At 66.1% G+C, this 22,819-nt stretch carries 25 protein-coding genes and 1 pseudogene; 14 read left to right on the forward strand and 12 right to left on the reverse strand.

Going from position 1 to position 22,819, the window contains the following annotated elements; all coding sequences use genetic code 11:
- Positions 1 to 143 precede the first annotated feature (143 nt).
- The 4 genes from V0Z78_RS14965 to V0Z78_RS14980 all read left to right on the forward strand — a co-directional run bounded on the left by V0Z78_RS14965 (position 144) and on the right by V0Z78_RS14980 (position 2,221).
- The gene (locus V0Z78_RS14965; RefSeq protein ID WP_336345469.1) at positions 144 to 968 is read left to right on the forward strand and encodes an aldo/keto reductase; all 825 of its coding nucleotides are present in this window, start codon (positions 144 to 146) and stop codon (positions 966 to 968) included.
- Between the two features lie 57 nt (positions 969 to 1,025).
- Entirely contained in the window at positions 1,026 to 1,760 is a 735-nt protein-coding gene (locus V0Z78_RS14970; RefSeq protein WP_409338750.1) for a hypothetical protein, read from the forward strand.
- 38 nt (positions 1,761 to 1,798) lie between these two features.
- The gene (locus V0Z78_RS14975; RefSeq protein ID WP_336345470.1) at positions 1,799 to 1,948 is read left to right on the forward strand and encodes a hypothetical protein; all 150 of its coding nucleotides are present in this window, start codon (positions 1,799 to 1,801) and stop codon (positions 1,946 to 1,948) included.
- Between the two features lie 81 nt (positions 1,949 to 2,029).
- Positions 2,030 to 2,221, forward strand: coding sequence for a DUF7333 family protein (locus tag V0Z78_RS14980; RefSeq protein WP_336345471.1), 192 nt, complete (start codon positions 2,030 to 2,032; stop codon positions 2,219 to 2,221).
- 6 nt (positions 2,222 to 2,227) lie between these two features.
- Here V0Z78_RS14980 and V0Z78_RS14985 read toward each other — a convergent pair whose 3' ends face one another.
- The 6 genes from V0Z78_RS14985 to gfcR all read right to left on the reverse strand — a co-directional run bounded on the left by V0Z78_RS14985 (position 2,228) and on the right by gfcR (position 6,591).
- Positions 2,228 to 3,184, reverse strand: a complete 957-nt coding sequence (locus tag V0Z78_RS14985) for a phosphoadenosine phosphosulfate reductase family protein (protein ID WP_336345472.1) — start codon at positions 3,182 to 3,184, stop codon at positions 2,228 to 2,230.
- A gap of 104 nt (positions 3,185 to 3,288) precedes the next feature.
- Positions 3,289 to 3,543 carry a hypothetical protein gene (locus tag V0Z78_RS14990; RefSeq protein WP_336345473.1) on the reverse strand — a complete coding sequence of 85 codons (255 nt, stop codon included), beginning with the start codon at positions 3,541 to 3,543 and terminating at the stop codon, positions 3,289 to 3,291.
- Positions 3,544 to 3,783: 240 nt separating this feature from the next.
- A complete protein-coding gene (locus V0Z78_RS14995) occupies positions 3,784 to 4,755 on the reverse strand; it encodes a phosphoadenosine phosphosulfate reductase family protein (protein ID WP_336345474.1) in 972 nt (323 codons plus the stop codon).
- An 89-nt stretch (positions 4,756 to 4,844) separates the two neighbouring features.
- Positions 4,845 to 5,414, reverse strand: a complete 570-nt coding sequence (locus V0Z78_RS15000) for a DUF7110 family protein (protein ID WP_336345475.1) — start codon at positions 5,412 to 5,414, stop codon at positions 4,845 to 4,847.
- A 122-nt stretch (positions 5,415 to 5,536) separates the two neighbouring features.
- A complete protein-coding gene (locus tag V0Z78_RS15005) occupies positions 5,537 to 5,881 on the reverse strand; it encodes a glutaredoxin family protein (protein WP_336345476.1) in 345 nt (114 codons plus the stop codon).
- Between the two features lie 83 nt (positions 5,882 to 5,964).
- Positions 5,965 to 6,591, reverse strand: a complete 627-nt coding sequence (gene gfcR / locus V0Z78_RS15010; protein ID WP_336345477.1) for a transcriptional regulator GfcR — start codon at positions 6,589 to 6,591, stop codon at positions 5,965 to 5,967.
- Between the two features lie 259 nt (positions 6,592 to 6,850).
- Between gfcR and V0Z78_RS15015 the strand changes: the two genes are divergently transcribed.
- The 5 genes from V0Z78_RS15015 to V0Z78_RS15035 all read left to right on the forward strand — a co-directional run bounded on the left by V0Z78_RS15015 (position 6,851) and on the right by V0Z78_RS15035 (position 13,648).
- Entirely contained in the window at positions 6,851 to 8,095 is a 1,245-nt protein-coding gene (locus V0Z78_RS15015) for an HAD family hydrolase (RefSeq protein WP_336345478.1), read from the forward strand.
- A gap of 195 nt (positions 8,096 to 8,290) precedes the next feature.
- A complete protein-coding gene (locus V0Z78_RS15020; RefSeq protein ID WP_336345479.1) occupies positions 8,291 to 10,021 on the forward strand; it encodes a hypothetical protein in 1,731 nt (576 codons plus the stop codon).
- Positions 10,022 to 10,068: 47 nt separating this feature from the next.
- Complete coding sequence (locus V0Z78_RS15025; protein WP_336345480.1) at positions 10,069 to 10,968, forward strand: dihydrodipicolinate synthase family protein; 900 nt, start codon at positions 10,069 to 10,071, stop codon at positions 10,966 to 10,968.
- A gap of 235 nt (positions 10,969 to 11,203) precedes the next feature.
- Positions 11,204 to 12,496 (forward strand): glycosyltransferase, encoded by a 1,293-nt coding sequence (locus tag V0Z78_RS15030; RefSeq protein ID WP_409338745.1) that lies wholly within the window; start codon positions 11,204 to 11,206, stop codon positions 12,494 to 12,496.
- 234 nt (positions 12,497 to 12,730) lie between these two features.
- Positions 12,731 to 13,648, forward strand: a complete 918-nt coding sequence (locus tag V0Z78_RS15035) for a DUF5995 family protein (RefSeq protein WP_336345482.1) — start codon at positions 12,731 to 12,733, stop codon at positions 13,646 to 13,648.
- A gap of 255 nt (positions 13,649 to 13,903) precedes the next feature.
- Here V0Z78_RS15035 and V0Z78_RS15040 read toward each other — a convergent pair whose 3' ends face one another.
- Positions 13,904 to 14,356, reverse strand: a complete 453-nt coding sequence (locus V0Z78_RS15040) for a pyridoxamine 5'-phosphate oxidase family protein (RefSeq protein ID WP_336345483.1) — start codon at positions 14,354 to 14,356, stop codon at positions 13,904 to 13,906.
- Positions 14,357 to 14,403: 47 nt separating this feature from the next.
- On the reverse strand, positions 14,404 to 15,555 hold the full coding sequence (locus V0Z78_RS15045; protein ID WP_336345484.1) for a mandelate racemase/muconate lactonizing enzyme family protein: 1,152 nt from the start codon (positions 15,553 to 15,555) through the stop codon (positions 14,404 to 14,406).
- 76 nt (positions 15,556 to 15,631) lie between these two features.
- Between V0Z78_RS15045 and V0Z78_RS15050 the strand changes: the two genes are divergently transcribed.
- Complete coding sequence (locus V0Z78_RS15050) at positions 15,632 to 16,870, forward strand: mandelate racemase/muconate lactonizing enzyme family protein (RefSeq protein ID WP_336345485.1); 1,239 nt, start codon at positions 15,632 to 15,634, stop codon at positions 16,868 to 16,870.
- Positions 16,871 to 17,004: 134 nt separating this feature from the next.
- Positions 17,005 to 17,247, forward strand: a pseudogene (locus tag V0Z78_RS15055) (acetamidase/formamidase family protein); the annotation flags it as partial.
- A gap of 2 nt (positions 17,248 to 17,249) precedes the next feature.
- On the opposite strand, the gene V0Z78_RS15060 reads toward V0Z78_RS15055, so the two are convergent.
- The 4 genes from V0Z78_RS15060 to V0Z78_RS15075 all read right to left on the reverse strand — a co-directional run bounded on the left by V0Z78_RS15060 (position 17,250) and on the right by V0Z78_RS15075 (position 20,103).
- Positions 17,250 to 17,759, reverse strand: a complete 510-nt coding sequence (locus tag V0Z78_RS15060) for an MOSC domain-containing protein (RefSeq protein ID WP_336345487.1) — start codon at positions 17,757 to 17,759, stop codon at positions 17,250 to 17,252.
- Between the two features lie 45 nt (positions 17,760 to 17,804).
- Complete coding sequence (locus tag V0Z78_RS15065) at positions 17,805 to 18,443, reverse strand: hypothetical protein (protein ID WP_336345488.1); 639 nt, start codon at positions 18,441 to 18,443, stop codon at positions 17,805 to 17,807.
- Position 18,444: 1 nt separating this feature from the next.
- A complete protein-coding gene (locus V0Z78_RS15070; protein WP_336345489.1) occupies positions 18,445 to 19,587 on the reverse strand; it encodes a DUF3179 domain-containing protein in 1,143 nt (380 codons plus the stop codon).
- 180 nt (positions 19,588 to 19,767) lie between these two features.
- Complete coding sequence (locus V0Z78_RS15075) at positions 19,768 to 20,103, reverse strand: 2Fe-2S iron-sulfur cluster-binding protein (RefSeq protein ID WP_336345490.1); 336 nt, start codon at positions 20,101 to 20,103, stop codon at positions 19,768 to 19,770.
- A gap of 111 nt (positions 20,104 to 20,214) precedes the next feature.
- On the opposite strand from V0Z78_RS15075, the gene V0Z78_RS15080 reads away from it, so the two are divergent.
- The 3 genes from V0Z78_RS15080 to V0Z78_RS15090 all read left to right on the forward strand — a co-directional run bounded on the left by V0Z78_RS15080 (position 20,215) and on the right by V0Z78_RS15090 (position 22,807).
- Positions 20,215 to 21,582 (forward strand): geranylgeranyl reductase family protein, encoded by a 1,368-nt coding sequence (locus tag V0Z78_RS15080; RefSeq protein WP_336345491.1) that lies wholly within the window; start codon positions 20,215 to 20,217, stop codon positions 21,580 to 21,582.
- Positions 21,583 to 21,839: 257 nt separating this feature from the next.
- Positions 21,840 to 22,340: a hypothetical protein gene (locus tag V0Z78_RS15085; protein ID WP_336345492.1), complete on the forward strand. Its 501-nt coding sequence runs from the start codon at positions 21,840 to 21,842 to the stop codon at positions 22,338 to 22,340.
- Positions 22,337 to 22,807, forward strand: a complete 471-nt coding sequence (locus tag V0Z78_RS15090; protein WP_336345493.1) for a DoxX-like family protein — start codon at positions 22,337 to 22,339, stop codon at positions 22,805 to 22,807. The genes V0Z78_RS15085 and V0Z78_RS15090 overlap by 4 nt, the downstream gene beginning before the upstream one ends.
- The last annotated feature ends 12 nt before the right edge of the window (positions 22,808 to 22,819 follow it).

Genomic DNA, 22,819 nt, shown 5'->3' on the forward strand with positions numbered 1-22,819 from the left:
CGGCCCGATGATATCCATACAGTAGATACGCGCTATCGTTTTAGATAAGTGAATGACGTGCATATGTAAGGCCTTTATATACTCCTCGTCGCCGGATGGCCGCATTCCCAACATCTATCCCCGATTCGTCCCTCGAGGGAGACATGGCACGATCCAGCAGTGACGACGTCCCGACGGCCGACGGCATGCCGATGCTGGGACTTGGGACCTGGGAGAACGAGGACGAAGAGGAGTGCGCCGAGAGCGTTCGCACGGCGCTGGAGATGGGCTATCGCCACATCGACACCGCGCAGGCCTACGGCAACGAGGAGAGCGTCGGCGAGGGGATCGCCCGCGCGGACGTCCCCCGCGAGGACGTCTTTCTGGCGACGAAGGTCTGGATCGAGAACCTCGCGTACGACGACGTGCTCGAGTCCACCCGCGAGAGCCTCGAGAAGCTCGGGACCGACTACGTCGACCTGCTGTACGTCCACTGGCCGGCCGGCGAGTACGACCCCGTAGAGACCTTCGATGCGCTCTCGGAGCTCGTCTCCGAGGGGGCAGTCGAGCACATCGGCGTCTCGAACTTCGAGCCCGAACAGCTCGACGAAGCCAGGGAGAAAAGCGACGAGCCGATCTTCGCGAACCAGATCGAGTGTCACCCCATGCTCCAGCAGGAGACGCTTCGTGCCTACGGCGAGGAGCACGACGTAAACATCGTGGCGTACTCCCCGCTCGCGCGCGGTTCGGTATTCGATGCGTCCGAGCTGGGCTCCATCGCGGAGAAACACGGGGTCAGCGAGGCCCAGGTCAGCCTCGCGTGGCTCCGCGAGAAGGGGATCACCGCGATCCCCAAGGCGACCGGCGAGGAGCACGTCCGCGACAACTGGGAGTCGCTCTCGCTCTCGCTCGACGCCGAGGACGTCGAGACGATCGACGGGCTCGGCCGCGGCCAGCGCGAGGTCGACCCCAGCTTCGCCCCCTGGTAGCGATTTCATTTCTGCCATAACAGTAAAGTAATTTGATGGCGATCGGAGCGTATGGCCGTGCGGTCACGTCGCTCGCCGGCGATCGAGGCGATCCGTCTCGACCTCCGGCGGTTGCACGAACACTGGATGGAACTGTTCTTCCCGCGACAGCGTGCCGCTCACTCCGTGCTCGGGAAGTGGCGGCCGAGCACGCGAGGTGGACGGATCGCCTATCGGTTCTTGGGTGCGCTCGGCACGCTCGTGGTGGCCCTGCTCTACCCGCTCGTGCTGGTCGGCTTCGCGGCGCGGTTCCATACTCGCCGAATCGACCGAGCGGCGGCGGGCCTCGGGCTCGCCGGCGTCGTCTCGCTTACCGCGCTCGTCTGGGGGGTGCTCGCGGCCGTCGCACGCCTCCAGCTCTCGCGAGGGGGATTTTTAGCAGTCGCGGCCGCCGCCGCCGTCGCGACGGTCGCCGCCGCGCTCGCGGTTGCGTTCGCCCGGATCGGCGGTCGGGGAACGACCGTCGTGTTCGCCTACCCGGCGGCGACGACCGCACTGTTCCTGCCGCCGGTCGTCGCCGCGCTGTTCTCGACGACGGTGGGATCGGTCGTCCTGCCGGGGAGCACCGAACTCGCGATCGGCCTGCTCGACGGGCCGCTCGCGTTGGTCGGTGTGGACGGCTACCTCCGCGAGAACTACACGCTCGAGGGCGCCGCGTACGTGGGAATGTGGCTCGCGATCGCCGTTCCGCTGGGTTGGCTGCTCGGCGGCGTGGTGACGCTCGCGGACCTGGTCCGTCCCGACGATCAGTGATGTAAACCTTCTTGTGCCGGAAGGGACTGAACTCGTACATGATGGTCATCGACACGGTGCGGGCGTACTTCGTCGATTCTGAGCCTATCGTCTCGGAGTGTCGACGCTGCGGTACGTCGGTCGAGAACGGCACCGAACGATGCCCCGGCTGTGACTCGACGGAGATCGTCCGCCACCACATCGCCTGAGAATCGTCGGCGCTCGCCGGTCCGGGGCCATCGCTCGACGCCGACGGGAACCCTTATTTCTGCCGACGCAAACCGTCCGACATGAAGTTCGATCTCCCGAGGACGGCCGCGGCGTTCGTCGTCGTACTGGCGATCGGCGTCGGGGTCTCGATGGCGACGCCGATGGCGACCGGAACCGTCCTGATGATGGTCCTCCCGTCGATGGTCGCCTTCGGACTGGCGATGCTGGCGCTCGGCGTCAAACACGGCGAGTACCGGGCGACGCGGCGGTAGTCGTAGTCACATGTAGCCGAGGTCGCGCAGTCTCCCCATCAGGTCCTCCTTGTCCTGGGCGCGACCGGCACGCTCGGTAGTGCCCTCGAGGTCCTGGAGCCACGCGGGTCGGTCGTCGCTCCTCGCCGAGCCGTGTTCGCTGCCGAGCGAGCGAAAGCCCTCGAAGTACTTCGGCGAGACGGGGAGGTCCGCCGGCGTGGTGCCCTCGGGGAGGTCGTCGTAGCCCCGGGGGACGTACCCCTCGTCGGGATACGCCGGCACCGTATCGGGCACGACGTGGTTCCACATCGCCTCCCAGACGGCGGCCTCGTCGAACTGGAGGATCGAGTGGATGCGGTCGTGCGGGGGATACCGATCGGGGTCGTGACGCGGACTGAAGAACGTCTCGTCGGCGCGCGCCTCCTGTTCGTCCCAGCGAACGCCCGAGAAGACGCCGTCGAAGCCGTGCTCGCGGACGCTCTCGTTGAACGCCACCGTCTTCAGGAGGTGGTTCCCCTCGTAGCTGTCGGCGCTGAAGCGGAGCGTCTCCCCCTCGTACTCGAGGCGCTCGCGCAGTTCGCGGCGGGTCGCCTCGCTCAGCTCCTCGATCGGGATCTCGTCGCCGGGCCGAGCGTCGAGCCGGGCGAAGTCCTCGTTTCGCGCGTGGATCAACTCGAGGCCCCACTCGTCGGCCCACCGCTCGACGAACTCGAGCACGTCGGGGAAGTGTTCGAAGTGGTCGATGAACACCGCCGGCGGCACCTCGAGTTCGTACTCCTCCGCGACCTCGAGGACGAAGTAGAGCACCAGCGTCGAGTCCTTCCCGCCGGTCCACGCCACCGCCGGGTTCCGGTACTGTTCGAGGCCGCGGCGGGTGACCTCGATGGCCTTCTCGATCTTGGCGTCGAGCGTCGGGTAGTCCTCGGGACTCTCGCCCTCGCCGTCCTCGTAGTCGACGTCGAGGTAGTCGGGGAAGCCGGTCATCGTCCGACACCGACGCGCCCGGCCGTAATCTATGTTGGTGCTCCCGCCGATCGGGGATGGCAGAAAACGGCCCTCGGTCCGTCGCTGGACCCCGAACCGACCGACTACCGGCTCTGGATAACCGATCGGCCCGCGCTGCCGGCGGCCGCTGAGATCAGGAGGACGGCGAGATAGAGCGCTCCGAGAACGCCGAAGACCGCGGCGAACGTGGCGGGGTTGCCGTCGTCGAGCAGCAGCGTCGGGGTGACCGTCTCGATCGCGTAGATCGCCGCGCCGATGGCGAGGAGGCCGGCCGCGATCGTCACTTCGGGATCTCTGAAACGGTTCATCAGGGTCTGTGATCGGGTCGATTGGTCCATACGAGCAGTAGGGTCCCAGTTCGTAAATACATTCCTTGAAACCCGATATCACGGGTGTAGAACGCCTCTAAGCCACGTTTCACCGTCACACACCGACGAAGGGTTCCGCGGCGCTATGAACGCTGTTCTTCCAAAGGAAGACGCCCCTCCGTCCTCGTTACCAGGTCGCGTGATACGCGGTTGAAAACGATGAAAACCGTCGACGCGACGCCGACTCGCGCGAACGGGCGTACCGACGACTTACATGTAGCCGAGGTCGCGCAGGCGCTCCATCAGGTCCTCCTTGTCCTGGGCGCGGCCGGCGCGTTCGGTGGTGTTGTCGAGGTCCTGGAGCCAGGCGGGCTCCTCCTCGGATCGCTCGGTGCTGATCTCGCTGCCGAGCGAGCGGAAGCCCTCGAAGTACTTCGGCGAGATCGGGATGTCCTCCTGGCTGATGCCCTCGGGGAGGTCGTCGTAGCTCTCGGGCACGTAGCCCTCCTCGGGGTAGCCCTCGACGGTCTCGGGGACGACCACGTACCAGAACGCGTCCCAGACGGCGGCCTCGTCGAACTGGAGGATGGGCTGGATGCGGTCGTGGGGCGGGTAGATGTCGGGGTCGTGACGCGGACTGAAGAACGTCTCGTCGGCACGCGCCTCCTGTTCGTCCCAGCGAACGCCCGAGATGACGCCGTCGATGTCGTACTCCTCGAGGGCGTTGTTCAGCGCGACCGTCTTCAGCAGGTGATTGCCGACGTAGGTGTCGAGCAGGAACGGGAAGGTGTCCTCCTCGTACTCGAGCAGGTCGCGGACGTGGTGGCGGTTCTGCTCGTTGAGCTCCTCGATCGGAACGTCGTCGCCGGGCTCGAGGCCGTGTTCCTCGACGTACTCGCCGACGTCCTCGTTGCGCGCGTAGATGACCTCGAGGTCCCACTCGTCGGCCCACTTCTCGACGAAGTCGTGGATCTCGTCGAAGTGCTGGTAGTGGTCGATGAACACCGCCGGCGGCACCTCGAGGTCGAACTGCTCCGCGACCTCCTTGATGAAGTAGAGCGTGAGCGTCGAGTCCTTCCCGCCGGTCCACATCACGGCGGGGTTCTCGTACTGTTCGAGGCCGCGGCGGGTGACCTCGATGGCCTTCTCGATCTTGGCGTCGAGCGTCGAGTAGTCCTCGGGGTTCTCGCCCTCGCCGTCCTCGTAGTCGACGTCGAGGTAGTCGGGGAAGTTCTGGGTCATGGCGTACGCTAATGACATTTAATTAGCGCGCACAAAGGGTTTACGAACCACTATGCGATGATGTGACGGATACCACGCCCCGAGGACGACTACGTGATGAACTTGTTGTCGCGCCAGTTGACGCCGCTCGGCGCGGAGTCCTCCGACCCCGGTCCCTCGACGACCTCGACGGTGGCGGGGCGCTTCTCTCCGTCGACGATCTTCGTCGCCTCGAGCTCGCCGTCGCGCTCGGCGATCGCGGTCAGCGTTCCCTTCTCCGCGAGGGTCGCGATGTCGCAGAGCACCTCGAACATGGGGAACTGGAGCGCCGTGTTCTGGAGGACGGTCTCGCGGTCGCCCTTGAACGCCGCGAACTCGACGAGCTCGGAGGGGATCGGCTCCTCCTCCTCGCCCCACGATGGCGGCGCGCCCGGACCCGTCTCGGGCTCCTCCTCGTAGACGCGCGTCTCCGTGACGCTCGCCTTCAGTTGGGCGGTCGGCGTGTACTTGCTCACCGTTCCGTCCTGCGCGACGGACTTGATCACGAGGGTGTTGTTTCGCCTCGTGATGTCGATGTCCTTGATCTCATCGGGGAGCGTCGGGTCCGAATCGAAGTAGTCGGTGACTGTTTCGAGGGGCAGTTCCAGCGTCGAATGAAGTTGGTATACGCGCCCTGACATGGATGGTTAGGTCCTCGTTGGGCGGCGGTCGGCCCACGATCGCGCCCGTTCGTCGCTATGTAGGACCTCCATCCATATAGGGCCTCTCCTTGGCGCACGCGCGGCGGTCGTTACTTCCGGTGTTAGTCGTTTGCGAGCGTCGGTTCGAGTTCGCCGCGTTCGTCCATCTCCGTGAGGACGTCGCTCCCGCCGATGAACTCGCCGTTCACGTAGGTCTGAGGGGTCGTCTCCCAGCCGCTGTGTTCCGAGAGCGCCGCGCGGTACTCCTCGAGCGACTCGAGGGTGTCGACGCACTCGACGTCGTCGCGGTACTGGGTGATCAGATCGAGCGCGCGCTGGGAGAAGCCACACTGGGGCATCATCCGGTTGCCCTTCATGAACAGTACGACCTCGTTCTCATCGATGGCGTTGTCGACGCGTTCGGTGACCTCCTCCTGCGAGAGTCCCTGGTTGGGTTGGAACGTCATACCGCGAGGTAGCCGACCGAGAGGGAAAGCCGTTGCGCTGCTCCCCGTCGTCCGATCGTTGGCTGGAACGTCGCCGACCGGTGCTACTCGTCGCTGCCGACGGGGATGACCTGCACCAGCGAGTAGACCGGGACGCCGTCGATCTCCTCGACGCCCTGTTTGTCGACGAGCACGACACAGGCGACCGGCTCGCCGCCCTGCTCGCGGATCGCCTCGATCGTCTCGCGCATCGTCGTGCCGCTGGTGACGGTGTCGTCGATCACGTAACACTCGCGGTCGCGAATCGCCGCGAAGTTACGCGAGAAGCTCCCGCCGAGGCCCTCCATGTCTCCTTCCTCCCACTGGTGCTTGCGCGGGGCGTACGTACAGAGGTCGGTGTCGAGTTCGCGACCCACCATCGTCGCCATCGGCACGCCGGCCTTCTCGATGCCGACGGTGAGGTCGATCCCCTCGCCCTGCTTTCTGAGCAGGTCGGCCATCGCCCGGGCGACGTGGCCCAGGCGGGTGCTGTCGCGGCCGACCGCGCTCCAGTCGACGTGGATGTCGGCGGGTTTGCCCCGCGAGGTCGTCGGCTCGGTCCGGCCGCTACGCTCGACCAGCCAGCTCGCCGTCTCCCGCGAGACGTTGAGTTCGTCCGCGATCTCGCCCTTCGAGAGCCCCCCCTCCGCGAGCTCCGCCGCGCTCTCGATCAGGTCGTCAACGTTCTTCATACGCGGGCGTTCGCCCGCCGTTTTTATAGTCGTATCGTCATCCGCGAACGCCGCCTCGAGCCCACCGGCTCGAATTCTCGTCCCGAACGAGGCCGAAATCTCCGACGGCCTCGGCGGCTCGCATCGAGGTTCCCTCTTACGTCCGTTCCGATCGAGAGGACGGCCCGCTCTCTGCCGAGCGAGTCCCTCTGGGGGCGGCGCGTCCGGACGCGCCGCCCGTCACACGCACCCTTTTGACGTTCGAAGCGCCACGGGTGGTATGGAACGATACGACCTGCTCTATCGCCTCTACGAGGAGTTCGAGGCGGATACGTTGCGGGCCTACCAGGACTTCGTCGAGGTGTTCCCGCCGATCGATTCGCGGGTCGCCCTCGAGCACTGGCGGACCGCGAGTGACGAACTCGCGAGGCGCAAGGACGCGATCAGCGGGGCGTTCGACCACGGTGACGTCTTCGCGGAGATCGCGGCCCACGCGACACGCGAGCAGGCGTTCAGCGCGCTCGATCTCCACTCGAAGTACGGCCGTGCCGTGAACGTTCTCGTGCTGGACGTCGACGAGACGCTGCGTTCCGCGGGGAACACCGACAACGAGATCCCCCGCGAGACGCTGGCCCTGTTGACGGAGTTCCACGAGGGTGGCGTTCCGATCGTGATCTGCACCGGCCAGACCCTGGAGAACGTCAAGGGATTCATGATCCAGGGGCTGGGCAGCGAGATCGTCCACTCGGGCGCCTTCTCGATCGTCTACGAGGCCGGTACCGGCGTTTTCACCCCGAACCACGGCGCCGAGACCAAGCGACTGCTCTACGAGGACCTCGAGGAGTCGATCGTCTCGATCTTCGACGCGCTCCGCTCGCGCGTGCTCCGCGAGGCGCCCGAGGAGCTCCGGCGGGGCTGTCACCTCCAGGGCAACGAGTTCAACGTCACGATGAAGCCCAACTTCGAGACCGGCTCCCCGCAGGCGACCGATCTGATCGACGACGCGCTGGTCTACGAACTCGATCTGCTGGCCGAGGTGCTCGCCGACCGCACCGACGACCCGCCGGAGCGCGTTCGCGAGTGGACCCGCGCCTTCTACGCCGAGGGCGACTCCGAGATCCGCACCGTCCTCGAGGGAGCCGACGCGACGTCGGAGGTCGACCCGGACGAGGCATCCGAGTCGGTTCTCGACCTCCTCGAACGGATCGACGTCGCCTACTACGAGGGAGACGCCGCGGAGATCGGAAGCCGCGAGCTCAACAAGGTCGTCGGGATCGAGGCCGCGCTCGAGGTGCTCGGCGTCGAGGACCCGTTCGCGCTGGTGATGGGCGACTCGAAGAGCGACCTCCGGGTGATGGAGTGGGCCGCCGACGGCCGGGGAATCGCCGCCGCCCCCGAGCACGCCTCGCAGGACGTCCTCGAGCACGTTCTCGGGACTGACGAACTGCTGTTCAACCGCGGCCGGAGCGCCGACGTACTCCGAACGGTCTACGCGTTGAACCGGCTGACGACCGTCACCGACTGACCGTCGGCGTCCCGTTCGATCCGCGAGACCGTGGTTGGTTCGCCGCCGTTCGGCAGTGTGGCGACCGACCCGCTAGTATCGAAGTACTGGAACGTTTATATGGATCGGGCGACGACGTCCTCGAAAGACGAGAGGGATGGGCCGGTCCGACGGCGCACCGCTCCCGCGACGCCTACGAAGGGTGGAATCCGCGTGATGGAAAAGGAGCTGTTCGGCGTGTTCGATGATCGATCGGCGTTCGAGCGGGCCCGATCCCCGGAGTCGTTCGACCGGCTCTGCTCGACCGACGCCCTCACCGTCGGGATCCGCGACCCGGCTCTCGGCATCCCCGGGCGCAGCGCGGCGTACGACGGCCCTGAAGGGGCCTGCGTCATCTGGGGAGAGGCGTACCTCCCCGAGGAGGCCCAGGACGATCCGGCCCGATGGGTGCTCCGCCGCTATGCCGAGGTGGGAACCAACGCGCTCTACCGGCTCAACGGCTCTTACCTCCTCGCGATCGCTCACGACGGCGAGGCGGCCGTCTACACCGACCCGATCCGTTCCTGGGAGTGTTTCTACACCGACGCGTCCGGCGTTCGGACGTTCGGTACCGACGCCGAGCGCGTCTGTCGGACGGTACCGACGCTATCACTCGATCGAGAGTCGATGCTCGAGCTCGCCCACCTCAGCGTCATCCTCGACGATCGGACCCTGTTCGAGGAGGTCGAGCGCGCGCCGTTCGACGGCGTGCTCTTCGCCGACGAGACCGACTCGCTCGAACGGTTCGTCTACCGTCCTCGACGGTTCGACTACGCGACCGAACTCGCCGCACGCCTCCGTCGCGCGCTCGATCGACGCGCCTCGCTGCCCGGTCGAAAGGGGCTCCTCCTCGGGGCGGGCTACGACTCGCGGGCGCTGCTCGCCGGGATCCCGGAAATCGAGTCCTGTTACACCGTCGGAGCGGAATCCGCCCCGGAGGTCCGGGTCGCGCGCAAGATCAGCAACCAGTACGGTGCGAGCCACCGGCGAATCCCGATCGACGGCTCGTACTTCGACGTCGGTGCCGATGTCGTCCGTTACACCAACGGGATCGGCGAGTCGATCCACGTCCACCAGCGCGGAGTCGAGTCCATCGCCGATGCCGACGTGGTCTACCACGGCTGGGCGATGGACTCGCTTCTGAAGGGCTTCTTCGTCCCGAAGCGCCGGGTCGGTGCGTTCGGCAAGTCGGTGAAGCTCTCCTCGCTCGACGAGGACCCCGACGTCGTCGACTTCCTCAGTCAGAGACGCCTCGGAATCATGCCGGAGTGCGACCACCTGCTTGCGGACTGTCCGGGGGTCGACGACCCCGCGGAGTTCGTTCGCGACCGCCTCGAACACGAACTCGACCAGTGTCGCGACCGCTGTGAGCGGATCCACGACCTCCCGAACGTCCTCGGGGTCAAGAACCTCCCCTCCCGATCGTTCCGAACTCACCTCGCAGACCGGTTCATCGAGTCGTTCCTGTGTGCCGACCGGGAGCTCCTCGAGTGGCACCTCCAGACCCCGCCCGAGCACCGAACCACCGAGACGTTTCTGGACGCGGTCAGGCAGCTCGACCCCGACGTTCTCCAGTACCGCCCCCCCGACCGGCCACGGACGAACTCGGTCATCAACCAGGTCGAGGGGTTCCTGCGGCGCAACCTCCGCGGGATGAAGGCCTTCGGCAACCCGTGGCCCAACCGACGGGACATCTACCGGCGCTACGACCTCGATAACGTGCTGTTTCCCGACTCGCCCGAGATCCACTCCTGTAGCGTCCGGTACAAGCTCCGCGTCCACGACGTCGTCACGTGGCTCGACATGCTGTCCGGCGAGCACCCGATCGAGCCCGAGGAGGTCGGCTGTCCGCCCGCGGACCGTCGGATCCATCCCGGACGGCCGTTCGAGTCCGAACGGCCGCCGTGACTCCCGCACCGCCAGTCATTAAGGCGTCGGCGTGCGAGCACCCGAGCATGCAAGAGACAGGCTCTGCCGACCCGTTCTCCCTCTCGGGCGTGATTCCGCCGACGATCACCGCCTTCGACGAGGACGAGGCCGTCGACTACGACCGGACCGCGGCCCACGCGCGCTACGTCGTCGACGGGGGCGCCCACGGCGTGTTCCCGCTCGGCACCAACGGCGAGTTCCCGCTGCTCTCGGGCGAGGAGCGCGACGGCGTGGTCGAGGCGGTCGTCGAGGAGATCGACGACGTGCCCGTGATCGCCGGCGTCGGCGCGCCGAGTACACACCAGACGGTGAGGCATGCCGAACACGCCGAGTCCGTCGGCGCCGACGGGATCGTCGTCGTCACGCCCTACTACTATCCGCTGGACCACGACGCCGCCCTCGAGCACTACCGGACGGTCGCCGAGTCGGTCGACCTCCCGCTCTACGTCTATCACATCCCGAGCAAGACCGGCAACGCGCTCTCGCTCGACACCCTCGACGCGCTCGCCGACATCGAGAACCTCGTCGGGGTCAAGGACTCGAGCAAGGACGTCCCGTGGCTCGCCCAGGCGATCGACGCCCACCCCGACCTCACCTTCCTGGCCGGCTCGGACTCGCTGCTCTTCCCGGGCCTCGAGATCGGCTGTTCGGGCATGGTCAGCGCCGTCGCCAACGTCTTCCCCGAGCTCGTCGTCGACCTCTTCGAGGCCTACGAGGAGGGCGACGAGGACCGCGCTCGTGACCTCCAGAGCGAGGTCTACGACGTGCGCGACGCGATCAAGTACGGCTCGTACATGGCGGGCGTGAAGAGCGCGCTGCCCCACGCCGGCTTCGATGCCGGCCCGCTTCGCAGCCCCCTTCGGCTGATGGATGAGGAGGACGAGGAGGCGATGGTGGCGGATCTCGAGGCGCTCGACCTGCTGTAGCGCGCCGCTCGTCGCGTCGAATCTCCGGCGTCGATCCGTCCCTCGACTCCGCGCCCCGGACCGCATCGATCCCGGCCGACGCGTTCTGCGTCCGGAGTTCGGCGACCTCTTCGGGTACCTCGTGTTCTATCGCGGTCATTCCCACCTGGGCGCCGGCGCCGGAACGAGCTACGACCGCGACGCTGTAGCGGCGAAACGTTATTCGAGGAGGCCGTTACACTAGATACCACCTCACATGAGGTCGCCGATCACTACCGCCCGGTCGCTGGCGGACTACGAAGCGGTAACGCCGGACGATCAGATGGCGGCCCTGTACTCGACCGCGGATGACCTCGGCGACGTTCGAGTCCTGCACCTCAACTCGACGGCCACCGGAGGCGGCGTCGCGGAGATCCTCCACTCGCTCGTCCCCCTGTCGAACGACCTCGGGATCGACACCGACTGGCAGGTGATGGACGCCGAGGAGTCGTTCTTCGAGGTGACCAAAGCGATGCACAACGCCCTGCAGGGCCAGGACGTCACGTTCACCGAGGAGATGGAGGCGACGTATCGCCGGGTCACCGAGCGAAACGCGACGGCGCTCGACGGGCAGTACGACGTCGTCGTCCTCCACGACCCCCAGACGCTGGGCATGGCGAGGGAGCTGAAGGATCGGTTTCCCGATACGCGGATCGTGTGGCGATGTCACATCGATCTCACCGACGCGAACGAACGGTATCTGCAGGCCGTAGTGGACGACGTCCGCCGGGTCGACCACGCGGTGTTCAGCCGTCCCGAGTACGGCCGAGGCGTCGACGTTCCTACGAGCATCATCCACCCCTCGATCGATCCGCTGACCGACAAGAACCGCCCGCTGGACCGAGAGGAGCTCGCGGTCGAACGCGATCGGCTGTTCCCGATCGAGTTCGGCGACGACTCGCCGGTGATAACCCAGGTATCGCGGTTCGATCCCTGGAAGGACCAGTTCGGGACGATCGAGATGTATCGTCGGATCAAGGACGCCGTCCCGGGCGCACAACTGGTTCTCGCGGGCGGGATGGCGGACGACGATCCGGAGGGCAGGGAGGTGTACGAGGAGGTCGTCGCCGCGACGGCCGACGATCCGGACGTGCACTTGCTGACGAACCAGCCCGATACGACGATCGACTTCCTGCAACGCGAGTCGGCGGTCGTCGTCCAGAAGTCGCTTCGCGAGGGGTTCGGACTCGTCGTCTCCGAGGCGCTCTGGAAACGAACCCCCGTCATCGGTTCGACCGTCGGCGGCATCCCCCTCCAGATCGAGGACGGGAAGAACGGCTATCTCGTCGACCCCGACGACGTTGACGGCGCCGCGGCTCGACTCGAACGCCTCCTCGCCGACGACGACCTTCGTCGTCAGTTGGGCGAACGCGGTCGCGAGACCGTCAGAGAGCGGTTCCTCCTCCCGCGTCACCTGTTGGACTACACCGAACTGTTCCTCGGGGTTCGTGACGGGGCGAACGACCCGAACGAGCCGAGGGCGTCCCGTACGGATGCGGATCGATCGTAGTTTCCACGTCCTCCTACACGGCTCTCCTCTACGAACGGTTCCCAGATCGCCCTTTCAGGGGGAGCCGACGACCCCCCCACGGACAGCCGTTGTCGGCAGAGGCACCTCCATCCCTGGTTCCTGGCTATTGCCGCTACCCACACGGTTCGAGGCGATGAATCAGCCATAGCCACCCACTGGTTTATTGAGACTCTCGAGAAACTAGTGCAGCAGGTAGAAGGACTGATCACCCCGATGTTCGACCGATCGTCCGTGCGATTGCTCCTCGATAGATATCGGCTGATCCGGCTTCGACAGACGATCGACCGTGAGGTGGACGACTTCGTCGTCGACGTCGAGGCCGACCCCGAGCGTGCATCGCTCGTTGACGATCCGTTCGTCTCGATGGAAGACGCCCGTGATCGCTTGGAACGGTTAGAAACCACGTTGCTCGAGCAGTCCGACCGACGAGCGGTGTTTCTTACCGTCTACACCGAGATGACAGCGGAGACCATACGGGAAATCGACGCGGGTGAATTCATCGATTCGGCGTGGATGGAACGATATCTCGTTCGCTTCGCGGAGTACTACAGACGAGCCTTCCGCAACTACGAGCGTGGTGCGATCGCCGAGGTACCCGATCCGTGGATCGTCGCCTTCGGAGCCGCAATCCGCGGCGATGCTCTCGCTCTGCAGGACGCGTTCTTAGGGATCAATGCTCACATCAACTACGATCTCGCGTTGACGCTCTCGGACATCGGTCTGGATCCCGACCGTTCCGATAAGTACGTTGATCACGCCCGTATTAACGGGATACTTCATCGACTGGTGAGCGTTCAACAGGAACTCCTCTCAGAACTGTACGCTCCGGGTCTGTCACGAGTCGGCGACCAGTTCGGCGAGTTGGATGACATGGTAGTGGCTCTGAGTCTCCACACGGCCCGGAAAAAGGCGTGGCAGGTGGCCGTGGTTCGATCCGATGCGAGGTGGACGCCGGTCGAGAAGTCTACCGAGTGGTTGCTGAGCCGAACTGCGACGGGTGGTGCGTATCTCCTGTTATCCCCGGAGACGAGTCCAGCGACGATGCAGGTGCTTCGAAAGATCGAAGCGGACCAGCTCGACCTGTTGTCCTATGCTCAGGACTTCCATAACCGTGCAGAAACGGTTTTGTGAGGGCCCTGATCCATCGATCCTCCTCTGATCTGGTGTCGGCCGCATCGAGGTCCGGGATCCCCTGCTTTCCGAGACCCGCAGGACGGCCGGTATCCCGAGCGACGGTTCGCACGGAACGGTCCCTGCCGGAGGATGCACCGCCTCCGGCCGTCGACGCCGGACTAGAGAACCGAAACACGATCCGCTCGACGATGCGGCGTTCCACCCAGTCGGTCACCCGTATCGACGGAGCGCTATCGAACCCTCGAGAGGTCCTCACGGTGGTCCCGGCGCGTAGGACTGGTCGCGCGCGACGACGGTCTCCGGTTCGAACCTGACGAGCCGATACCGATCGGATCGGTCGAAGACGGCGTGGAATCGCCGGTCCCACCGCTCCGCGGGGCCGAGATACCGTCGGAACAGCCGCCGGGTTCGATCGGGATCGAACGCCTCGAGGCTGGCACGGCCGCGCATCCCGACGTGCTGGACCAGTCCCCGGCGGGCATCGAAGTCGACGACCGCGAGCGCGGTCCGCGGGTCGTCCTCGATCCGTCCGGGGTAGCTCTTCGTCTCCGGGTTGACGGCGATCCAGAGCGCCCCCTCCTCCCAGAGGTACCACAGCGGCGAGACGCGGGGGCCGTCGGGCGAGGCGGTCGCGAGAAAGCAGAACAGCGGGCGTGCGAGGAACGTCTCCAGGTCGATCCCCAACGTGTCTTCGACGATCTCCATACGGTCGATTCGATCGATTTCGCCTTGAAAGTGTGACCCGGAGACCGCTAGGGTCGCTTGAGCGCGCCCTCGGCGTCGAAGAGGCTGTGGCTGTCCTTGGGTTCGCCGGGGTGATCACGGGCGGCCTCGGCGTCGAACTCGACGCCCAGTCCCGGCTCGTCGGGAACTGCGAGGGTCCCGTTCTCGACCTCGAAGTCGTGCTTGACGATCTCGTCGCCCCAGGGAACGTCCCGGCTCATGTGTTCGAGCACCTCGAGGTTCTCGATGCCGGCACAGAGGTGTAGCGCCGCCGCTGTCGAGACGCCCGCGTTGGGGTTGTGTGGCGCGAACGTCATGTAACGGGATTTGGCCATCGCGGCGGCGTGCTGGAGCTTCTGAATGCTTCCGTAGTTCGTCACGTCGGGCTGGATGACGTCACACGCCTGCGTGCGGATCAGGTCGGCCATCGTCTCGTTGTTGTAGATTCGTTCGCCGGTCGCGACGGGCATGTTCACCCGCCTGGTGATCTCGGCCATCACCTGTCGGTCCTCGAGCTCGACCGGTTCCTCGAGGAACATGATGTCGTACTCCTCGAGGGCGTTCGCGACCTCGATCGCCCCGCGCCTGGAGAACCGGCCGTGACAGTCGAGCGCGATGCCGACGTCCCAGCCCACGGCCTCCCGCACCGCTTCGAGCAGGTCGGCGACCTCCTCGATCTGGTCGTTATCGAGGGAGTACTCGTAGTGGGCGAACGGATCGCACTTCAGCGCGGGGTACTCCTGTTCCTCGACGGCTTTCTCGGCGTGATGCGCGTAGTTCTCGGGGGTTCGCTCGCCGATGTGCCAACCGTTGGCGTAGACGGGGATCTCGTCGTGGATCTTCCCGCCGAGCAGCTTCCAGACCGGCTCGCCGTAGTGCTTGCCCGCGATGTCCAGCAGCGCGATGTCGAAGGCGTTGGCGACGGCGTTGATCAGCTTGCCCGCGCGCCACGCGAACGGGTCGCGCGTGAGTCGGCGGTTGATCGCCTTTCGGTTCAGCGGGTCCTCGCCGATGAGGTAGTGTTTGTGCGCGTCGGCGGTCGCCTCGAGCGCGGCGGTCAGCCCCTCGCCCGAGAGCGCCTCCCCGACGCCGCTGATCCCCGCGTCGGTGTGGACCTGTACGAAGAACCAGTTTCGCCAGTCGGCGTCGACGACGAACGTCTCGACTTCAGTGATCTCCATGGCTGGGGGTCCATACGAACCCTCATACCGTTTTCGAACCCCCCACTGTTTTGGCGGTGAGGGGGCCACTCGAAGTATGGTTCGTGACTATCGACAGCTGCATGATCCCAACGCGGAGTACACCATGCGGGAGCTCTCCGCGGACACGATGGGCCTCAGCGCCAAGCGCGAGGGCGGACGCGACGTGAAGATCACGGACGTCCAGACGACGATGATCGACGGGAACTTCCCGTGGACGCTCGTGAGAATCTACACCGACGCGGGCGTCGTCGGTACCGGCGAGGCCTACTGGGGGGCGGGGATCCCCGAACTCATCGACCGAATGACGCCGTTTCTCGTCGGGGAGAACCCGCTCGACGTCGATCGACTGTTCGAGCACCTGATCCAGAAGATGTCGGGCGAGGGTTCGATCGGGGGCGTGACCGTCTCCGCCGTCTCCGGGATCGAGGTCGCGCTACACGACCTCGCTGGGAGAATCCTCGACGTGCCCGCCTACCAGCTTCTCGGCGGGAAGTACCGCGACGAGGTCCGCGTCTACTGTGACTGTCACGCCGGCGACGAGAGCGAGGCCGAATCCAACGCGGCGGAGGCCGAACGCGTCGTCGAGGAACTCGGCTACGACGCGTTGAAGTTCGACCTCGACGTGCCCAGCGGCCACGAGAAGGACCGCGCGAACCGCCACCTGAGCGACCGCGAGATCGACCACAAGGTCGAGATCGTCGAAGCGGTCACGGACGCCGTCGGCGACCGCGCTGACGTCGCCTTCGACTGTCACTGGTCGTTCACAGGCGGGAGCGCCAAGCGTCTGGCGACGCGCCTCGAGGAGTATCCCATTTGGTGGCTCGAGGACCCCGTCCCGCCCGAGAACCACGACATTCAGCGCGAGGTCACCCACGCGTCCTCGACGCCGATCGCCGCCGGCGAGAACGTCTACCGAAAGCATGGCCACCGATCGCTCGTCGACCAGCAGGCCGTCGACATCCTCGCGCCGGACATGCCAAAGGTGGGCGGCATGCGAGAGACGCGCAAGATCGCCGACTTCGCCGACACCTACTACATGCCGATCGCGATGCACAACGTCTCCTCGCCCGTCGCGACGATGGGGAGCGCGCACGTCGCCACCGCGATTCCCAACTCGCTGGCGGTCGAGTACCACTCCTACCAGCTCGGCTGGTGGGAGGACCTCGTCGAGGAGGACGTGATCGAGGACGGCTACATCGAGATCCCCGAGAAACCCGGACTCGGCCTCACCCTCGATCTCGACGTCGTCGAGGAGCACATGGTCGAGGGCGAGGAGCTGTTCGATGAGGCGTGAGCTTCATCGAGTTCGCTGAGCAGAGCTCAGCGGTGTTTGACGAAGCGTAGGCCTCGTCAAGCCAACGGATCTTCGATCCGTGCTGTTCGATGAGGCGTAGCCTCAGCGAGCCAGCAAACCGAAGGTTTGTGCTGTTCGATGAAACCGGCGAGGACGAGCCGATGTACGCGACGACGGGCATCAGCGACGACCTGATGGAGGCGACGAGGAAGGCGGTCCGACACATGATCGAGCACCTCGTGAGCGAGCGCGACCTCACCCGTGAGGAGGCGTACATCCTCTGTTCGGCGGCGGTCGACCTGAAGCTCAGCGAGGTCGTCGACGCGCCGAACTGGACCGTCACCGCGTTCGTTCCCGAGAGCGTCTTCCCCGAGTAAGGCTACAGTCCCAGTCGGTCAGCGATCCTCCGGCCCATCGTCCGCGCGTCGGGTTCGAGCACCTCGATCGCATCGTCGACCGCGATCGTTCCGGGCTCGACGACCGACGCACAGACCCCGCCGCGCTTGTTCTTCAGTGCGCGAGCGACCCCCTTCTCGCCGGCGACCTGCTCGACGTGGGCACACGGCGGACGCGGACGCGTTCCCCGCAGCACGCTCTCGCCGACCGAGAAGGTAGCGCCCAGCAGGTCGTGGACCGCGACGCCACGGGTGACGACGTTCCGGCGGTGGCGGCCGTCTGAGAGGTCGATGTCGAACTCCTCGCGTATCTCCTCGATCGCCTCCGTCTCGATCAGCGTCACCTCACAGACGTCGAACGGCGAGTAATAGCCATCTCCCGTCCGATATCGGTCGCCCTCTAGCCCGCCCTCGAGGGCCTCGACCGACTCGAGCGACTCCATCGGCGCGGAGTCCTCGCGTGCGATGAACAGCTGTTCGACGATTCCGTCCATGTCGACTGATACGTTCGTCGCGTCGATAACGCTTCGGACCCGCTCTCACACCGGCGACGTGGTGTCGTCATCGAGGACCGTCGGATCGATTCGTGTAGCGACGTAGAGCAGGCTGACGAGCAGCGCTACGACGCCGATCGGCAGCAGCCAGACGAACAGCGAGAGCACCAGTGCGCTCGCCTGGATTCCGAGCACGATCAGGACCACCGGGGCACAGCAGGCCGTCCCCGACAGTAGCGCCGGCACCGACGCCAGCAGTCCGGTCCCGGCGCCGATCCCGCAGGATCTCGGTTGTGTCACCGCTAGATACGACAGCGCGAGGTTGAGCCCGACCAACGACGACAGGCCCAGACCGAGCAGGAGGTTCACCGGCGAAAAGAGGTAGCGGGTGACTCCGAGGTCGACGATGGCGACTCCCTCGTAGGCGAACGGCCCCGGTCCCGGCTCGAACGCACGCGAGAGGGGCTCCTCGACGACGACCAGCCCCGTCCCGATACCGGGCCGTATCGCCAGATCACCGATGGCGTACAGGAAGCCCACCAGGTAGACGAGGGTCACGACGCCGAAGACGGTCGCCGCGTCGCGACGCCGCAGCGCGCCGCGGCTCGCCATACCGGTCTGCCGAACCCAGCCGCCGAGTCGCGAGGTCGCCGCCATCAGTACGCTCGTCGGTTTGACGCTCATTTCAGGCCTGGAGTGCGCTATCGGGGTAGAAGCCCGCCCACGCGAACCACATCGCGTCGAAGGCGTTCACCCGCTCGAGCGGGAATCCGTCCGGATCGTACCGTTCGTCGCCGACGGCGTAGCTCCCCTCCCCGTCGATCGAGACGTCCCCGTCGTCGGGGTTCCGGTAGACGTAGCCCGTATCCAGGGTCGGATCGTGGGCGATCAGGTACGGCGTCCCACCGACGTCGCCCTCGATCAACCCCTCGCTGCGGAGGCGTTCCTTTCCGAACGCGATCGGGCCGTCAGCCCCCCGCATCCCGATCACGACCTCCTTCGGATCGAGGCGATCGTCCTCGTTCATCACGCCGAACATCGAGTCGCCGTCGGCGTAGTAGCCCGATCGGGGACCGTACGAGCCGTAGGGGTCGTTGCCGTAGTCACGGGCGTAGCCGGTCCGCTCGGTCACCGCCGTCGTCCCCGGATGGGCCTCCCTCCAGCGACCCCAGGTGGTCCACGTGATCGGAAACTCCCGGAGCGCTCTCCCTTCGAGCGGGCCGTCGATCGCGGTCCTGAGCACCTGCGGCCACCGGCTCTCCGTCCCGCGGTCGTACATGATCAGGTTGCTGTTGACGAGGTCGCCGGAGACGCCGAACGTGGTCGATCCGCGCTCGTATCCGATCGCCGTACCGGTCAGCGGACAGTAGGTCACCGAGATCGGCGTCCCGCCCAGCTCGTCGTTGACGATCTCGTGCCAAACGAGGACGTGCTGTGGGTAGGCGCGGGCCTTCCCGTCGAGTTCGACGCCGAAGACGACGTCACCTGGCTCCATCAGGCCGTCCCCGCCTTCGGCGTCATCGATCGCGGGATCGTCGATCGCGGGGATCCCGTCCTGGTCGACGCCGCTGGAGCGTGCGTTTCGCTCGAAGGCCGCCAGCTCGTCCGCGAGTTCGACCTTCGGCTCGCGGGTGGGCGGCTCGCCCTCGGTGCCCGGCAACTCCTCGTCCGTGTCGGAGGGATCTCCGTTCGCGGCCCCGTCCCCGTCGGCGTCACGTGGCTCGTCCCTCGTTCCGCCGCTGCCGGTACAGCCGGCAAGTGCCGCGATGCCGACCCCGGCGAGGAATCGACGGCGGTCGAGCCGGCGATTCGGGATACGATCGCTCATACCGTCAACTACGGCAGGACGTACGGTTATGGCTACGTCGGCTGTGTGTCACCGATACACGACCCGCTGGACCGTCGCTGAGAACGTCCTGCGGTCGGACGGTGTGATCCGTCCGAGTGGACACAAGGCCGGGATGGAACGGATCGGTCGTCCCGACGTCCCCGTCGACGATCGGGCCGATCAGTCGTCGCCGGCGCTCCTGCTGACGGTGTGGGTCGCGTTCTCGTCGACCGTGATGCTCGGCGGGTATTTGCCACGATCGAGTTTGAGATCCGACTGTGGCCGGGCCATGCAGGTGAGCGCGAACCGCTCCGACTCCTCGTCGGTCAGTCCTCGCGCGGCGGGTTGGGTCACCTCGCCCTCGAGGATCTCGGCCGAGCAGGCGAGACACATCCCCACGCGACAGGAGTACTCCTGGGCGATTCCCTCCTCGATGCACCGCGAAAGGACGGTCCGTTTCTCGGAGACCTCGATGGTCTCGCCCGTGCCGACGAACTCGACGGTGTAGGTGGCCATGGCATGGCCTACGGGGAATCGACGCAAAACCTTTTATCTCCCGTCGTGTCGGGGACGAGACGACCGGATTCGACCTAAAGCGTTTTGGCCGTACGCCCGACACGAACGAACATGACCACACGCGAAGTCGACGTCGCCGTCGTTGGAGCCGGGACGGCGGGCTGTTACGCCGCCGCGACGATCGCGAGCGCGGGGTACGAGGTGCTCGTGCTCGAACGGAAGGACGAGACTGAGGCGGGCCACATCGCTTGCGGGGACGCGCTGAAGGGCGCGGACCAGTTTCCCGAGTCGATCCCCCGCTCGAAGCTCGACGCCTCGATGACGAACACCGAGGTGGACCACGGCCGGTTCGAACTCCCCCAGCACGACACCGTCCTCGAGATCCCCGTCCCGGGAGAGCTCGCGGTGATCGACCGCTGGGAGTACGGCCAGGCGATCATCGAGGGGGCCGAGGAGGCCGGCGCGGAGTTCAGCTACGACACCGTCGTCCAGGACGTGCTTCAGGAGGAGGGACGGGTCACCGGCGTCCGGGGGCGGCGCAAGGGCGACCCGATCACCGTCGAGGCGGCGGTGACGATCGACGCGGCGGGCGCGCTCTCGCTCCTTCAGGACAAGGCGGACCTCGAGGAGGCGACGTTCGACACCAACGTCAGCTACTCGCAGTTCTGTTCCGCGTATCGGGAGATCGTCCACGTCGAGGAGGAGGTCGAGTGGAAGGACGCGCTGGTCTTCAAGCCGACCAAGCGCGCCGCGGGCTACCTCTGGTACTTCCCCCGAACGGGCACGGAGATCAACGCCGGCGTGGGCTTCCAGATGAGCGAGGAGCCGATGAAGCTCGTCGACGACCTCAAACGCGACCTCCGGAACCGTCCCGAGTTCGAGAACGCGACCGTGGCGGACAAGCTCGGTGCGGCGTTGCCCACCCGCCGGCCGTACGACTCGGGGGTCGCCCCGGGGTTGATCGCCGCCGGCGACGCGGCGGGCCACATCAACCCCACGACCGGCGGCGGGATCGCCGGCGCGGCCTACGCCGGCGAGTACGCCGGCGAGCAGACAATCCGCGCGATCGAGACCGGCAGTACGGACGAGGACGCCCTCTGGCACTACAACGAGCGCGTGATGGACCACTTCGGCGCTCGCTACGCCGCCCTCGACGTCTACAACGTGATGGCGACGGCGGTCGACGTCGACGAACTCACCAACCTGCTGGTCTCGCTCCCCGGCGAGAACCTCGCCGAGGCGCTCTACTCCGGCAGCACGGAGATCGGCTGGAAGCTCAAGCTCCAGGCCGCGGTGAAGACCTTCGGCTACTGGGGGACGATCCTGGACTTCTACAAGACGAAGCGGCTCGCCGACGAACTGCTCGAACACTACGAGGGCTACCCCGACCGTCCCGCGAGCCTCGAACCCTGGCAGCGCGAGCGTGACGAGATCATGGAGCGGATCTACGAGACGACCGGCGCCGAGGCGAAGTACTGAGCCCTCGCCACGCCGTCGAGGTTCGTCCGTCCGCTCCGTCGCCTCGCCGAACGTGGACCGAACGCGCTCGGTCCCGTATCGCCGCCGAAGTCGGTGTGTCGATCCTGTGAACGAGATCACGTGTGTACATTCCTACCAGTCGGAAGGCGACGGATGCGTGCGGTTAGGGGGAGAAGAGGTCCCCTCGTCTAGGTGGTTTGTAGCCGCTCAACGCAGCGCTGGAGTTTATACCTGTCTCGCCGTCTGTCCACTCGACCATGAGCGCAGATCCGACTGACGGTGGCTCTACGGGCCCGTTACAGGGGGCCGCCACCGGTATACGCGACGACCTCACACGGCTGGATAGCGCGTTCGAATCGTGGCTCTCGCGCCACGGCGTCCCGGTCCTCAGATACGCCCTCGCGGCCGTGTTCTTCTGGTTCGGGATCGTCAAGCCGCTCGGCATCAGCCCGGCGAACCCCGTCGTCTACCACGGCGTCTTCTTCCTCCCGTTCGACCTCTTCTTCCCCATCCTGGGCTGGTGGGAGGCGCTCGTCGGCGTCGGACTGCTGTTCGACCGCACGGTCCGCTACGCGGTCTACCTGATGGTGTTCCAGATGCTCGGGACGATGATCCCCCTGTTCACCACGCCCTGGATGACGTTCGTCGACTGGCCGTTCGTCCCCTCCGAGGTGGGCGCCTACATCATCAAGAACTGGGTGCTCCTGAGCGGCGGACTCGTCGTGCTGAGCATAGTCGACCTAGAGGAGGAGCGATGAGCCGTGCGCGTCCACGGCGGCTCGAGTCCTCGCTCGCGTCGGCACGCGAGGTCGAGCAGTGGTTCCTCTCGTTCGTCCAGGACCACAGCCTCGCCTTCCTCCGGTACTCGATGGTGATCGTCTTCGTCTGGTTCGGGCTGTTGACCGCGGCGGGCGTCAGCGAGACGGCGGGGCTGGTCGCCACGGCGTTCGGATCCGTCCCGTCCGACCTCTTCCTCATCGGGCTGGGCGGCTGGGAGGTCGCGATCGGGCTGGCGCTGCTGTGGCGGCGAACGGTGCGGCTCGCGGTCGCGCTGCTGATGATACACGCGAGCGTGATGATGCTGCCGCTGGCGCTGTTCCCACACGAGACGTTCACCCACTTCCCGTACGCCCCGTCGTTCGAGGGGGTGTACATCATCAAGGACTGGGTAGTGCTCGGGAGCGCGATGGTCGTCGGCGGGCGCCTCGACGAGACGACGGACTGAGCACACACGATC

It is taken from the genome of Halalkalicoccus sp. CG83, assembly GCF_037081715.1.
GTDB classification, from domain to species: domain Archaea; phylum Halobacteriota; class Halobacteria; order Halobacteriales; family Halalkalicoccaceae; genus Halalkalicoccus; species Halalkalicoccus ordinarius.

Excerpts from the sequence above, each read along its gene's own strand:
- V0Z78_RS15030 (WP_409338745.1), top strand. The coding sequence starts at position 11,204 with ATGAGGTCGCCGATCACTACCGCCCGGTCGCTGGCGGACTACGAAGCG.
- V0Z78_RS15050 (WP_336345485.1), top strand. The coding sequence starts at position 15,632 with ATGGTTCGTGACTATCGACAGCTGCATGATCCCAACGCGGAGTACACC.
- V0Z78_RS15025 (WP_336345480.1), top strand. The coding sequence starts at position 10,069 with ATGCAAGAGACAGGCTCTGCCGACCCGTTCTCCCTCTCGGGCGTGATT.
- V0Z78_RS14975 (WP_336345470.1), top strand. The coding sequence starts at position 1,799 with ATGATGGTCATCGACACGGTGCGGGCGTACTTCGTCGATTCTGAGCCT.
- V0Z78_RS15085 (WP_336345492.1), top strand. The coding sequence starts at position 21,840 with ATGAGCGCAGATCCGACTGACGGTGGCTCTACGGGCCCGTTACAGGGG.
- V0Z78_RS14965 (WP_336345469.1), top strand. The coding sequence starts at position 144 with ATGGCACGATCCAGCAGTGACGACGTCCCGACGGCCGACGGCATGCCG.
- V0Z78_RS15035 (WP_336345482.1), top strand. The coding sequence starts at position 12,731 with ATGTTCGACCGATCGTCCGTGCGATTGCTCCTCGATAGATATCGGCTG.
- V0Z78_RS15080 (WP_336345491.1), top strand. The coding sequence starts at position 20,215 with ATGACCACACGCGAAGTCGACGTCGCCGTCGTTGGAGCCGGGACGGCG.
- V0Z78_RS15060 (WP_336345487.1), bottom strand. The coding sequence starts at position 17,759 with ATGGACGGAATCGTCGAACAGCTGTTCATCGCACGCGAGGACTCCGCG.
- V0Z78_RS15075 (WP_336345490.1), bottom strand. The coding sequence starts at position 20,103 with ATGGCCACCTACACCGTCGAGTTCGTCGGCACGGGCGAGACCATCGAG.
- V0Z78_RS15005 (WP_336345476.1), bottom strand. The coding sequence starts at position 5,881 with ATGACGTTCCAACCCAACCAGGGACTCTCGCAGGAGGAGGTCACCGAA.
- V0Z78_RS15000 (WP_336345475.1), bottom strand. The coding sequence starts at position 5,414 with ATGTCAGGGCGCGTATACCAACTTCATTCGACGCTGGAACTGCCCCTC.
- V0Z78_RS15015 (WP_336345478.1), top strand. The coding sequence starts at position 6,851 with ATGGAACGATACGACCTGCTCTATCGCCTCTACGAGGAGTTCGAGGCG.
- V0Z78_RS15020 (WP_336345479.1), top strand. The coding sequence starts at position 8,291 with ATGGAAAAGGAGCTGTTCGGCGTGTTCGATGATCGATCGGCGTTCGAG.
- V0Z78_RS15070 (WP_336345489.1), bottom strand. The coding sequence starts at position 19,587 with ATGAGCGATCGTATCCCGAATCGCCGGCTCGACCGCCGTCGATTCCTC.
- V0Z78_RS15045 (WP_336345484.1), bottom strand. The coding sequence starts at position 15,555 with ATGGAGATCACTGAAGTCGAGACGTTCGTCGTCGACGCCGACTGGCGA.
- gfcR (WP_336345477.1), bottom strand. The coding sequence starts at position 6,591 with ATGAAGAACGTTGACGACCTGATCGAGAGCGCGGCGGAGCTCGCGGAG.
- V0Z78_RS14995 (WP_336345474.1), bottom strand. The coding sequence starts at position 4,755 with ATGACCCAGAACTTCCCCGACTACCTCGACGTCGACTACGAGGACGGC.
- V0Z78_RS15090 (WP_336345493.1), top strand. The coding sequence starts at position 22,337 with ATGAGCCGTGCGCGTCCACGGCGGCTCGAGTCCTCGCTCGCGTCGGCA.
- V0Z78_RS14980 (WP_336345471.1), top strand. The coding sequence starts at position 2,030 with ATGAAGTTCGATCTCCCGAGGACGGCCGCGGCGTTCGTCGTCGTACTG.
- V0Z78_RS15040 (WP_336345483.1), bottom strand. The coding sequence starts at position 14,356 with ATGGAGATCGTCGAAGACACGTTGGGGATCGACCTGGAGACGTTCCTC.
- V0Z78_RS14985 (WP_336345472.1), bottom strand. The coding sequence starts at position 3,184 with ATGACCGGCTTCCCCGACTACCTCGACGTCGACTACGAGGACGGCGAG.
- V0Z78_RS15065 (WP_336345488.1), bottom strand. The coding sequence starts at position 18,443 with ATGAGCGTCAAACCGACGAGCGTACTGATGGCGGCGACCTCGCGACTC.
- V0Z78_RS14990 (WP_336345473.1), bottom strand. The coding sequence starts at position 3,543 with ATGGACCAATCGACCCGATCACAGACCCTGATGAACCGTTTCAGAGAT.